This is a genomic window from Gluconobacter sp. P5B12 (genome assembly GCF_018812035.1).
Classification (GTDB): domain Bacteria; phylum Pseudomonadota; class Alphaproteobacteria; order Acetobacterales; family Acetobacteraceae; genus Gluconobacter.
The window spans coordinates 301750-315356 of sequence record NZ_JACRVV010000003.1 but is presented as its reverse complement, the minus strand read 5'-3'; the positions used below and the strand labels follow the sequence as shown (position 1 = coordinate 315356).

Genomic DNA, 13607 nt, shown 5'->3' with positions numbered 1-13607 from the left:
TTAGGTTCTCCTTTCTTACCAACCAGCCTTGTCGATAGCGGAGCTCGGCGCCTGAAGAGGTTCCCAGCCGCGTGTCCGCGCATGCTGAAGTTTTGCCGCAGCGTCATAATGAGGCATTCCGGGTAGGAGATCATCACTCTGAAGCCGCCCCATCGCGGCAAGAAGTGTTGCTTCTGCGACGATGGTATCATGACGACTGCTGGCGAGTTCCACCTGGGCTGACCGCAGGTTCTGATCGGCATAAAGGACGTCGGTCGTGCTCCGCAGACCGTAGCCATATTCGATCTGGTATCCCTTGAGAGACGTTTCACCGGATTTGACTTCGGCAATTCCGGCACTGATAGCCTGTAATCCGTTTTCAACGGCATGCCAGTTGGTTGCCACGTCCTGAAGCGCGGTCCGCCGCGCGAGTTCAATGTTCTCGCGGGCCTGTTCGTCTATGTTGCGAGCCTGGCGGATCTGGGAGTTGTACAGATCTCCGTTATAGAGGGGCTGGACGAGTTGCACGACGCCAGTCACCTGTTCGCCATACTGTCCACCCCGGAACGGTGAGGCGGGACCGATCGTTCCGAAAGTGCCCTGAACCTGAATTTGTGGCCCCCACTGTGAGCGGGCGGTGTCGATGTCGGCAGACGTGGCTTTCTTTGTTTCCTGCATCTGGGCGAGCTGTGGATTAAGTGTAAGCGCAGTTTTCAGCGCCTGATCGAGCGTTGCAGGTAGGCCCGGCAGGCTATCAGGCATTGTGAGTTCACTGGGATCTGCGCCAATAACTGCGCGAAACTGGGCCACGGATGCGGCAAGCGTGGCCTGAGCCTGTGTAACGGCAACCTCTGCTGACCGTCGGCGCGTCTCCGCCTGCTCGACATCGGTGCGCGTGACCTGTTCGGAGGGCTGTCCGCCGAGATTGTAACGCGAGGTTGTCAACTGGACCTGCCTTGTCAGCATCTCCAGATCTGCCCGACGCACGTCGAGGATGTTTCGATCTCGCAATACATTCATGTAGGCTGTGACGACATTGGTAAAGACCTGCGCCTCAATGAGCCTCAACTGATGCTGTTCCGCTTGAGAACGGGCGTCCGCTGCACGGACCTGATTGGCGACATGGCCGAATGAATACAGCGTCTGCTTGGCCGATACATAACCTTCAGCAGAGTTGGACGTATAGGAGCCAAGCGCAAAGGCGCTGGTGTATGGCCCCTGTTGATAGGAAGCATCCATGTTCAGCTGAACGGTGGGCCTCCAGCCTGACCTGGCTTGCGCTGAGTTTTCGGTAATAGCGCGCTGATTGGCCTGCTCACCGCGCAGCGTCGGATTGCTTCGGTAGGCGAGAGCCAAGGCCTCCTGCAGCGTTTGAGCGTCTGCAATGGCAGGGAAAGCCGCCGTGGACGCAACCAGCAGGGCAAGAACGAGAAGCGTGCTGTGTCTCATGATCGGGCAGGGTCCTGAGTGGTGAGTAGAGCAGCGGTTCATGAAGAGCCCAGAGCGATGGCCGGTGCGCTGCGGGCACCGCGGCGGATCTGGAACAGAGTGGTGAGAACCGCGAGCGCGAGTACGATCAGGGCAGTCAGGGCGAAATAGAGCGGAGAAAGGCTGATGCGGCGGTCAAACCCGGACAGCCAGTTACGCATCACCCACCAGGCAACCGGCCAGGCGACGATGTTCGCAATCATGACTGGCCGCAGGAACTGGAGGATCAGAAGGCGCGTCACCTGTTGGGCTGTTGCGCCGAGCACCTTGCGGACCCCAATTTCGAATAATCTGCGGCGGACGTTGAACACGGCGATGCCGTAGAGCCCGACACAGGAAATGGAGAGGGTCACGAAGGAGGCGGCAATCATCAGCATTCCGCGCTGCTGTTCTGGCCGGACATCCTCATCAATGATGTCACCGACACTGCGCAGATTCAGTGCGCTTTCCGGATAGACCTGCTTCCAGATCGTAGCGATTGCTGCTCGCGTTGTGTTTTCAGGAGCGTTTCTGTAGCGGACAGAGAGTACGCCGTACCCAATCGGGCCTGATATCGCATAGTAGAGCGCAGGCGTGACGCTGGCCCGACTGTCTTTGAAACGCATATCGGCAATGACGCCGATGATCGTCTGGATGTCCTTTCCATGCAATGTGATCGGTGTTCCGATGGCACTTGCGTCATTAGCGAACCCAAGCGCTCGCACGGCGGCTTCATTGATGACGACATTATGTGTGCCGAACGCCAACGCCTGGCCGGTGAGGAAACTGTCGAATGGGGACGCGGGCATAGGGCGACTGTCGTAATCATGAGAACTGTCGAACAGGCGCCCGGCGAGAAGGTGTGCCCCCCAGACCGGAAGCGTCGAGGATTGTGTTCCGATCACAGCTAATATGGCGGGTATAGCATTTCCCGGCCGTGTTGTGTCGAAAGTCATGCCTGCGCTGCCACCGCCAGGGGCATCGTCTGAAACCGTGACGCCAGTGATGCCTGGAAGGTTACGCACAAGATCGCTCAATCGCTGCTGGCGCAGACGCTCAGCCGGGTCATTTGGCAGATGGCTTACGAGAAGGCCGGATTGGTGGAACCCGCGGTCCATGGTCTGGAGCAGGCGGGTCTGGCGCCAGATGACCAGCGTACAGATTGTCAGTGTCACAGCGAAGGAGAACTGAACGATGGTCAGCCCTTCGCGCAGGCGGCTCCCGAGGCGACCGCTTCCAGGCAGGCGGGCAGACGAGAGAACCGTAGCCGGCCGGAAGCGTGAGAGGACCCATGACGGATAGGCTCCTGCGCAGGCCCCTCCGATGACGGCCGTAATGATAAGGAGGGGCACTGCAAAGCCAAAATCGAGCCGGATGGGCCAGCCACTCAGCGTAGTGATCCAGGGCAGGATCAGTTCAGTCAGGGCGAGGGCGACAAAGGCCGCAATCAGTGCCAGCCCAATGGCTTCTGCCGTAAACGACAGCCCTAGCATCAAGACCGTCGCTCCCAGCACCTTGCGCATCGCGACTTCACGGGCCCGGGTTGCCGCAAGAGCCGTGGACAGTGTGACGAAGTTAACCAACCCTGCGCCGAGTGCCAGCAGACCGACGATGCCAAGGATCACTGGCAGGCGTTTATCAGTCCCTCGCATACCAATGGTGGCGTCGAAGAAGTGCAGACTGGTGAGAGCACGCCCGCGGACAACATATTTTTTAGACTCTTGTTCCGACAGCCCTGCGGCATGTCGCTGTACGAGACCTTGGAGGAGGGTGGGGAATTGAGATGCGACCGATGGCGAGACCCGCACCCAGATTTCAGATGTGGCCATTGGCCAGAGATCATTGATGTGCAGGGCTGCCTCCGAAGAGGGAACAATGATGTCAAATCGTGGTGTGGTATTCGCGGGAAGTTCCTTCAGAACGCCCGTGACATGCAGTCTGTGAGTCTGCCCTTTCTGGGTCAGGTCGAGTGTTTTTCCAAGAATGCTATGATCGGTCCCGAAGAAGCGTAGTGCTTCTGCCTGTGAGATGACCACGCCGTCTGGAACCAGAGCAGTTGCGGGGTCTCCTTCCAGAAGCGGCAGGGCAAAGACATCGAAGAGATGCGGGTCGGTGCGCGCAATGAAGACGTCCCAGGCGTTTTCATTGACGCGAATGGTCGCTCCGGAAAAGCCTCGCAGGACGGCGGTCGCGTTCCAGTCCGGATGTTCGACGCGTAATGCGTCGATGAGGCGAATGCTAGAGACGGAAGCCTCGCTGTCATCGAACGCATCCAGCCTGTAAATGTCCGCAGCGTGTGGAATCCAGCGGTCGAAGCTGAATTCGTAGCGTACGATCAGGACCAACGTGAGAAACGTTGCCATACCGAGTGCCATGCCCAGCACGTTCAGTGTTGTGAACAGACGGCGCTGGACGATGCCACGCCAGAAAACCAGGGCGATATGGGACAGCATGACGCTTACTCCGCTCTGAGCGCACGGGCCGGTTCGGCGCGGGCGAGACGTAATGTTTGTCCAAGGACGGTGAGGGCAGCGATGGCAATCGTTCCGCTGACGACAATTGCGAAATCGAGCCATGAGACTGAGATCTGCTGATGGAAGCCTGAAAGCCAGTACTGCACCACGAACCATGCCGGGACAGCGGCGAGGACGCAGGCGACGAGCACGGGGCGCAGGAAATCACGCAACATGAGCGTGAGGACCTTCTGGCCCGTCGCCCCCAAAGCCTTGCGAATGCCGACTTCATGCGTTCTGCGAAGTGCAATAAAGGACGCAAACCCATATAGTCCGAGGCACGCAATAGTGACGGCAATCCCTGAGGCGATGGAGAACAGCCAGCCGCGTCGCTGTTCCGTGATATAGAACGTGGACATACGTTCCTGAACCGTCTCGAAGCCGGAAGGGGCATCCGGGAAAACCTGATCCCATGCCAACTTGAGACGTGTTCTCATGATGTTTTCAGAGGCACCAGAAAAGCGGACCGATGCGTGCGGATAGGTCTGAGGCGCGGTGGAATAGAACGTGATCTGGGGTGAGACGTCTTCGCGTGCGGAAATGAAACGCATGTCTTTGGTCACGCCGATGACCCGTAACGTGACACTTCCGCTCTTAAGCAAAGCACCAACAGCGCTTTCAGGCGTCACAAACCCTAGTCGGGACAGGGCAGTACGGTTGAGGACCACGTTCCAGGTTTTACCTGGCGCCTTATAGAATGCATCGTCCCCGGGGCTGTCGTCTTGACCGTGGCTGCTGTCAAACCAGCGCCCGGCAAGCAGGCGAGGACGATACGTCATGGCATAGTCGCCAACGATCGTATCTCCGAGAACGTGAATGTCTCCGCTATGCGAGCCAACGGGTGTGACATCAAATCGGTGACGATTGTCGATATTCGGGGTGAGTTCGGAGAGACATGTGGACACCACACCAGGGGTGTGACGCAGGGCTTCGATGAGGGCGCGCTGCTTTCCGGCATCATTCGCCATGTCGCCGGAACTGATAAGCACGCCTTCACGTGCGAAGCCCAGATCCAGCGCCTGCATGAAATTGGCCTGCCGGTTCACCACGAGCGTACAGATCGCGAAGGCCACGGCGAATGCGAACTGTATGATGACGAGCCCATTCCGCAGACGCGCCGCGCTCCGGTCGCCGCACGGCATCCGGGTTGCGGCAAGGACGTGTGCCGGTTGGTAGGACGAAAGAATGATCGCCGGGTAGAGGCCGCAGGCAAGGCCAGTCAGCAATACGACGCCGAAAAGGAAGGGAAGCGTAAAGCCATAGTCCATATGCAGGGTCGTACCGGTGAGGGCAGCCGTGAAAGGGAGGGCAACTTCACACAGGGCGAGCGCGAGTGCGCCCCCCACGGCGGTATTGACTATGGCTTCCCCTACGAACTGGACGAACAGTACCATTCGCGTGGCGCCCAGTGTCTTACGGATAGCCACCTCTCGTGCGCGCAGACCAGCCCGCGCCGTTGCGAGATTGATGGCGTTGAAAACGGCGAGCAGGAGCGCCAGAACACCGATCAGTTCAAGAATATTAACGACCGATCGGTCGGTTGCCTCATCTCCGCCAATGACCTGTAGATCGTGAAAATGTGTTTCGCGCAGGCTGACCAGTGAAAGGCGGAAGTGGCGTTCGGGATGGATACCTTCGCTGTTGTCGTTATTCGCATCTCCGGATGCGTGATCGATCACAAAACGGGTCAGGTTTTGTGAGATTACACTGCGATCGACGGCATGATGTACCCGTATGAAAATATTGCCTGCACTGGAGCCCCAGCGTGTGAATTGCGATTTTTCCATCTCGTAAGAGGGGATGGGCTTTACAGCCTCCGGTCTAATCGTCACAGGCCCGCTTGGACGAGCGAGTATGGCCGTTACCGTCTGGCTGACTCGGTGGCCTTCATGGTCTGTCGTGATGATGCGTCCGAGCACGTCGGTCGTACCAAACAGGGCCTGTGCCGTATTGGCTGAAAGGACGATCGCGTCTGGCCGGGTCAACGCCGTGCGTGCATTGCCGCGTTCGAGCTTTAGAGTGATGACATCGAAAAAAGATGGATCGACCATAGCGGTGTCGGCCGTGACCCTGCGATCGCCTGCGCGAAGCTGATAATCCGCTGTTTCGTAGCGTGTCGTGGCAAGGATCTGAGGGAAGTCCGTATGCAGGAACGGAAACGCGATGAACGGCACATCGGCGTTCTCCTGCGGAGCGTTTCCGGGATTCATGTGATGAGCGTCAAGGCGCAGAACATTCGCAGCATCAGGAATGGATGTGTTGAAGCTGTATTCATACCGAACCTGCAACGTCAGCACGAGGCAGACCGCCATACCGAGCCCCAGCCCGATCACGTTGAGAGCCAGATAAAGAGGCTGACGCCGGGCCTGACGGACGATATTGCGCAAGATGGTGATGAGCATGACGCTTACTCCACCTCAGATAGCGTTGCGGACGGAGACCACGACCTGACCGTCGAGCATGTCGATGCGGCGGCGCGCGAGGTCGGCGTGGCTGGGGGAGTGTGTGACCATGATGATAGTGGCGCCTTCGTCATTGAGGCGCTGGAGGATATCCATCACCTGTGCGCCGTTATCGGTGTCCAGGTTACCGGTCGGTTCGTCGGCGAGGATCAGGCTGGGCTGGCCTACAATGGCGCGCGCAATGGCCGCGCGCTGCTGCTGGCCGCCTGAGAGTTGAGAAGGATAATGCCGTGCACGGTGCGCGATGCCGACATGGTCCATGGCATGCGCAACGCGGTCCCTGCGCTCGCTTTTGGGCATCTCACGGTAGATGAGGGCCAGTTCGATGTTTTCTTCGATCGTCAACTCATCGATCAGGTTAAAACTCTGGAATACATATCCCAGATGTTCCCGGCGGAATTTAGCCAGTTCCGCTTCGTTCATTGCGGTCAGTTCCTGTGTGCCGAAGCGATAGGAGCCACCGGTCGGCCGGTCGATCGTGCCGAGGATGTTGAGCAGGGTGGATTTTCCGCAGCCTGAAGGCCCCATGATTGCGACGAATTCGCCGGTCTCGATCTGAAGGTCGATGTCCTGCAGGGCCGTGGTTTCCACCTCGTCAGAACGGTAGAGGCGCTGGATTTGAGAAAGTTCGATCAGCATGATGTTCGGCCCTGTCAGTGGATCGAGAGATGGTTGAAATTCTTGTAGGAAGTGTAGGAAGAGACGATCACCCGGTCGCCATCATGCAACCCGCCGGTGATTTCGACCTGCTCTGGATTGCGACGCCCGGAGGTAATTGAAACCCGGTCAGCGCCGTGATCTCCTGAGGCCATGACAAAGACCGAAGAGCCGCCACTCGCCTCCAGCCATGCACCATTCGGCAGGACGAGGGCGCGATGGGTTTCACCGAGCGTGATGCGCAGATCGACACTTTCTCCGCGCCTTAACCCTGCTGGTGGAGGACGGTCGAAGGTAAGTTCCGCGCGAAACTGGCCGTTCGTGACCTGTGGATGCACGCGGGATACGGTCATGGGCAGTTTTGTATCGCCAAGATCAGCCTCAGCCCGTTCGCCGATTGCGACGCGACCTAGATAGAACTCGTCAATATCTGCATCGAGACGGTACTGTCCCTCGCTGTCGATCTGGCCGATCTTATCTCCAGCTTTCAATGACTGCCCCGGCTGAAGGTCAAAATTGGTCAGTCGGCCATCCAATGGCGCGCGAAGGACGAGTGCATTGAGGCTGGTCTCCACGACGTCCAGATTGGAGCGCAGCCGCTGAGCTTCCTCATCAATCTCGTTTCCCTGACGATCCGCAACCTTCAGGTCCAGTGTCAGTGCATTTTCAAGACGTTTTAGGCGCTGGGCGTAATAGTCAGCCTCGTCACGATAGGACTGAACGTTCGCGTCAGATTCAAAGCCTTGTCCGTGAAGTTGCTGGCGAATGGAAAGTTCGCGCTGGGCCTTGAGAAGATTATATCTGGCCTCGGCAAGCTGCGTTTCTTCGGTTGTGCGCGTCTGTTGCAGGGTCAGGCGCTGGGCGCTGACTGCACCGAGTTGGCTTGCGATCTGCGCTTCTCTGGATGTGACGTCCAACTGGAGCTGAGGATTGGTCAGATGTGCCAGAACATCCCCCTTTTTCACGAGGGCACCATCCTTTGCCACGACTTCAGAAACCTCTCCGCCCTGTATGGCGTCGATAAAAGTGACGTTGAGCGGAGCAACGGTGGCGCGAACTGGAAGGTAATCGAGAAAGGGTGCGGACTGTACTGTCGCGACTGTCAGCTGATCCTGAGATACCGAAAGCGTTCCCGACGCGGGTACGAGACGCCATCCAGCCCAGAGAATACCGATGACTACCACAGGAGCGCCATAACGCAGGGCCTTCCGAAGCACGACCTTACGCCGTGAAGGAGGGACCACCCGATCCATAACGGCGCCTGAGGCCGGGCGCATCGTAGTGTTCGACGACGCTTTGGAAACGGGTTGATCCATGCACTGTTTCTCCTGTTCGCAAACAGTGTATCATGGAGATGATTGAATTTATCTTATTGATAAATAAGGAAGAAATTAAGGTATCTATCTAGGATATGTCCGGTTTCGAACGTGGTGTCCGGAACCGGACACCTCTGAAAGGCCAGTCAAGATCGAAATGAATGACTTCCGCAACGAATCGAGAGAAGGAAAGTCGTTAGTGCCCCGCCTTCTCTTCGTCGATGATGATCGCGATGTGCAGATTGCTGCGAGGCTATTGTTTCGCCGAAGTGGGATCGAGATGCTGTCTGCGTATGGAGCGGAAGAGGCTCTGACACAGCTTGCATCTTTTCCTGTGGACCTTGTGCTGCTGGATCTCAATTACAGAAAAGGCGAGAGTAGCGGCGCAGAGGGGCTGGCCTTACTCAGAAATATCCTGGTTCTCCGTCAGGATCTGCCCGTGATCGTCGTAACCGGCCATAGCGGCGTAACGATTGCGGTTGCAGCAATGCGGGCAGGCGCTGCTGATTTCGTTATGAAGCCCTGGAATAATGAGCGCCTTCTTGCGCTGGTTGGCACAACTCTGAAGGGCCGTCGGGCCGATCAGGCGGCTGAAACCGATCCTGTTATGATCGTGGCGTCGGAAAACCTGCGCCGTATTGTCACTGAAGCCGACCGCTTGGCCGTTACTCGTGCTCCACTGGTCATTACAGGGCCGTCAGGGGTTGGAAAGATGCTTCTTGCACGGCGCATTCATGCGCTTTCTCAGGAGAGCAATCCCGCAGTGACGATCCGCGCGGAAGATTGCGAGGGTCTACCTGAAGGAGGCGGAACGTGGATTTTTCGTAACTTTGAAGCGCTGTCTGCACCCATGCAACGACATCTGGCAGACAGGCTGGATGAACCCACGCCCCCACGGGTCATTGCCCTTTCATCTGTGGATCATACTGGTTTGGAGGCTGCTCTTGACCCGCGACTGATGCTGCATCTTGGGATGATAATACTGCCGCTGTCGCCTCTTCACGAGCGACCGGAGGATATCCTTGCCCTGAGCGGACATTTTTTACGCTATTTCTCAGTTCGACACGGGCTGATGGAGCCAGTGATAGATGAAGAGCGGCGTCAGTTGCTCTGTGGAGAAGCATGGCCGCAAAACGTGCGAAGCCTTCGTGCAACCGTTGAGCGGGCGGTCCTCACGGGAACATGGAGTTGGACATCAGCTGACGAGCAGGGCGGGGCGTCAAAAAGCACGCCTACACTGCGCGATACAGAGCGGTCCCTGATCGAGGCGACTCTTCGCAAACACGGATTCAATGTCACACAAGCGGCGCGGGAACTAGGCCTGACACGACCGGCGCTCTACCGCCGGATGGCAAGGTATGGGCTTTAGATGCGGGTTGCGATTGAAACGCTTCTGCTGCTTTCCGGCATCGTAGCGGCCTGTCTGATCACGGCTCCGGCGTGGCAGCACGGGTTTTACGCAACGGCTGTTCTGCTATCGTGCCTGGGATTGTTTTGTGCTGGCTCTGTCGTAGATGCACAGATCCGTATGGCGCGACGCCTGAAACGACAGGAACCTTCTGTCGTGCGATCTGTGGATCGGGAAAAACTGCGCAACCGGGCGCTGCTGGACCATGCTCCGGTTCCGCTGCTGATCCAGTATGTTGATGGCACCCTGCATGCTGCCAATCGCGCGGCACGGCGTCTGTTCATGACGGAAGGTGTCCTCCGCGATCCACCACCGCCACTTGTCATGGCATTAGAAAATGACGCGACGGGGCCAGAGAAACGTTTGATCCGACTGGCGTCCAGCGGAGGCTCATCCCGGGTCTACGCGCTATCAATGGGGAAGGGTGGGGGCGCCGGAGGCATCGTGGCGTATCTGGCACTGACAGACGTTGAAGCCGGACTGAACGCTGCTGAAGCACAGGCACTTCGTGATCTGTTGCAGATCTTGAGTCATGAAATCATGAACTCCCTCACACCCATCGTTTCTCTGTCGGCGACGGCAGAGGATCTGTTTGCCGAACAATGCAGTTTGAAGAGAGGGCGTTATGAGACAGACGATCTGATCATCGAGGCACTTGGGACAATCCGTCGCCGTACTGAAGGGTTAGATCGTTTTGTTCGTGGTTACCGTGATCTTGCCCGCCTGCCAGAGCCGGATCTGAAATTAACGGATCTTGGTGCATTGGTTCAGGAGATTGTGCGAATTTTTACTGCGCGATGGAAGGAATGCGTGGCGCTGGATGTCGTTGTACCGTCCGGCCGTATCATGGTTCGGCTTGATGCCGTGCAGATGGAGCAGGCGCTGTTAAACCTTCTGAACAATGGCGCGGAGGCTGCTCTCACACAGCCTGATCCTCATGTGCAACTGGCTGTCGAAGCTATGAATGACACGATTGCTATCCGTGTTCGCGATAATGGACCGGGTATAGATATGGATCTACGGGACCAAATCTTCGAGCCGTTTGTGTCATTCAAATCTGGAGGAAACGGAATCGGATTGCCTCTCGCGCGCCAAATTATCAGAGGTCACGGTGGTAGACTGGCATTAGGGATCACGGACGAGAAATCACATTGGAAAACAACGTTTGATGTACAGTTATAATATCTTCCACAAGGAAAAAGCAGGTTTGCAAACGCCATGTGAGATAGGCAGGTTTCTTCATTTATAAGCTCCGTAACCCTCTCAAATTACCACTATAATATGTTGGATTAATATCCGGGGCATAATTAGGGGTATTATAAAATACTCATCGAAAATTTTCTTTGAAAATCATACAATTAACCGTTCAAATACATTGACATCCCTCCGCCATTCAATGCGTCCCACAATAATTCATAGTGATTTTAGTGTCATCAAACTGGCGATTTTTGCTGTTTGTGGACTTTATAATGCTCCGTGATAGTCCCTCAAGCTCAAGCAGCGTCGGAGTATAATGAGAGTATCATTTCATGTGTGGGGTATCGATGCTGATGGATATTCAACTGCATCGCCTTGCGCTAGCAGAAAAAGCTTACAAACGGGCAGCTTATTCATTCTCGTACAACCTAACGGCTCGCAACTATGGCGTATGAAGTATCGCTTCGGCGGCCGCGAGAAGTAAGCTACGGGCCGTTCGTGATCCTGCCCTGACCAGAAAGCGCATCGGGCCGAAGCACAGAGAGCAGACCGGCAGTTACAAAGCGTCGGAGAGGACTGGATTACAGTACAGAGCGATCAGTGGGCGGAGCACGACAGAAAAGATGTGGCAACCAGTCTGCAATGTTTCTTATGGCCGCCACTTGGTCTGATCAATCTTGACGACATCATACCTCCCGTAGTTGCTGGAGGTTATCCGCCGGATCGAGGCCACGAGTGCAAAAGAAACAGCACGTTGGCCGTAGAAAGTCCAATGGGCCTGACAGAGGGATATAATTGGAGAACCGCCTTCAGCCGTTTTTTAGAAAAATGAGTAAATTTTTAGCTCTTTCTAATTTTTCTTCAGACGCTAATTCATATTATCGCTTTTCGGATGCATCATCAGAGTTACGGGAATATTATGCCATCTTAAAAAGAGAACGCCGCAAAGAAATTATAGAAAATACAACCTCACATCGAAGAAAAAAAATCAAAAATTATTTGAAGGAGAATATTTCACCACACAATTACGACCAGATGCTTTAGCCTCGTATAATGCAGCATCCGCCTTCGTAAGAAGAGACTGAAAGTCTTTTTCATTTATACAGTCTCGATAAACAACTCCTATACTGACAGTCATCTGTAATCCTGATTCAGCAATAAGGCAGGGAGCATGCTCTACCGTTTGGCGAACTTTCTCAGCCAGATCGATAGCCGTCTTTTCATCAAGAGCAGCAACGGTAATCGCAAATTCTTCTCCGCCGACGCGGCCAAAAATCTGGTTGGGACAAAGCACATCAGAAATAGCAGCAGTCACGGCGACAAGAGCTGCGTCTCCCGTAAAATGGCCATACGTGTCATTGATATCCTTGAAACGATCAAGGTCTATCATAAGTATGGCAACGCCGTTGTTCTTCGGGTTTTCTACGACGTCCTTAATCAAGGCCGCGCTTCTCTCCAGATAGGCCTGGCGGCTCAGAACATGCGTTAGACTATCCCAAGTAATGGATTGATTCAGTCGCGCCACCAAAGCCCGTTGCGTGTTCATGATAGCTGCTACTGTAAGAGGGCCAAGTACCAGAAAAGAAAGACCAAGCCGAAAGGAAACGGTTACACCAATAGCCTCATGCGCCTGATGGAAATTCAGAAGCCCGGCTTCTACAATTCCCATCACCGTGACGTTAAAAATCAGGACGACAAGACACATAGGCAGAACGCTGTAGGTCAGGGCACACCACAGCAGGGCAGGGACGGGAAAAGCAATTGCGCCAGGACCGCCAGTGAGGGTAGCGAGAACTACTGAGGCTGCCAGACTTACAATCGGCGCGATATTGAAGCCTGGCGTTACCAACACACTGCGCCAGCCTGCATTCACAAGATCCGAAAACCATTTTTTTCCTGCAAAACAGACAGGAAGCAAGACGAGATAGCGGTTCAGCTCACTACTGAACCACAAAATAAAGCGCCCCCACGGGGTACTGCCAGGAAGAGAAAATGCAATTCCTGTTCCCACTAACGCTGCGGCCCCTGCCGCGCCTGAACAAACCAGCAGTAAGGCGAGAACAGACTGGGGGCCATCCAACTCTGTCTCTTGTCGTTCCAAGCGCCGAAACAAGATGTACCCCATACCAACGCCAGCTAGGTTTGCTGTTGTGAGCCAGGCATTTGTAAAAAGCGGATCAGCCATTATCCACCCAGCCAGTAAGTAACCGACAGAGGCACTGATCCAGCAACTTCTTTGGCTAAAGCGAGGGTAAGTAATCATCAGCCACAGCAACAGTGCATTTGCTGGCCAGATCTGAGCAAGCTGCCCGATATAGCGCGAAGATATACCTACTATTGCTGCAACGAATACAACGATGCCGACAAAAAGAAACGGTGGGCACTTTTTTGTCAGACGTAAAAGCATGAAAAAATCAGACTATCCCAAATTTACAATAAGCGGACCCTTTGAAGTCTGCATCAAACATGTTTTCCAAACCATTAAGAAGCGCCTATGCGTGCCGGAAGATACCCCGATAAAGACTTACAAACAGAGCATGTCATATTCTTTGACCTAAAAAATAACAAAGTCACTTTTCATGATAGAGTATTTCACCATCCTCCCAAT

The 13607-nt window shown here is 55.3% G+C and carries 8 protein-coding genes; 2 read left to right on the top strand and 6 right to left on the bottom strand.

Annotation, left to right across the window (positions count from 1 at the left end; all coding sequences use genetic code 11):
* Window positions 1–15 precede the first annotated feature (15 nt).
* From KP702_RS08250 to KP702_RS08230, 5 genes are read right to left on the bottom strand one after another with little or no spacing between them, the layout of a single operon-like run.
* Entirely contained in the window at window positions 16–1428 is a 1413-nt protein-coding gene (locus KP702_RS08250) for a TolC family outer membrane protein (RefSeq protein WP_215768756.1), read from the bottom strand.
* Between the two features lie 38 nt (window positions 1429–1466).
* On the bottom strand, window positions 1467–3899 hold the full coding sequence (locus KP702_RS08245; RefSeq protein ID WP_215768755.1) for an ABC transporter permease: 2433 nt from the start codon (window positions 3897–3899) through the stop codon (window positions 1467–1469).
* Between the two features lie 5 nt (window positions 3900–3904).
* On the bottom strand, window positions 3905–6361 hold the full coding sequence (locus KP702_RS08240; protein ID WP_215768754.1) for an ABC transporter permease: 2457 nt from the start codon (window positions 6359–6361) through the stop codon (window positions 3905–3907).
* 15 nt (window positions 6362–6376) lie between these two features.
* A complete protein-coding gene (locus tag KP702_RS08235; protein ID WP_211498061.1) occupies window positions 6377–7060 on the bottom strand; it encodes an ABC transporter ATP-binding protein in 684 nt (227 codons plus the stop codon).
* Between the two features lie 14 nt (window positions 7061–7074).
* Entirely contained in the window at window positions 7075–8394 is a 1320-nt protein-coding gene (locus KP702_RS08230) for an efflux RND transporter periplasmic adaptor subunit (protein ID WP_252348604.1), read from the bottom strand.
* 199 nt (window positions 8395–8593) lie between these two features.
* Between KP702_RS08230 and KP702_RS08225 the strand changes: the two genes are divergently transcribed.
* Both KP702_RS08225 and KP702_RS08220 read left to right on the top strand, forming a co-directional pair.
* A complete protein-coding gene (locus KP702_RS08225) occupies window positions 8594–9763 on the top strand; it encodes a sigma-54 dependent transcriptional regulator (protein ID WP_202207507.1) in 1170 nt (389 codons plus the stop codon).
* Window positions 9764–10984, top strand: coding sequence for a PAS domain-containing sensor histidine kinase (locus tag KP702_RS08220; RefSeq protein ID WP_202207506.1), 1221 nt, complete (start codon window positions 9764–9766; stop codon window positions 10982–10984).
* A gap of 1003 nt (window positions 10985–11987) precedes the next feature.
* Here the strand turns inward: KP702_RS08220 and KP702_RS08215 are convergent.
* The gene (locus KP702_RS08215; protein ID WP_202207505.1) at window positions 11988–13406 is read right to left on the bottom strand and encodes a GGDEF domain-containing protein; all 1419 of its coding nucleotides are present in this window, start codon (window positions 13404–13406) and stop codon (window positions 11988–11990) included.
* Between the last annotated feature and the right edge of the window lie 201 nt (window positions 13407–13607).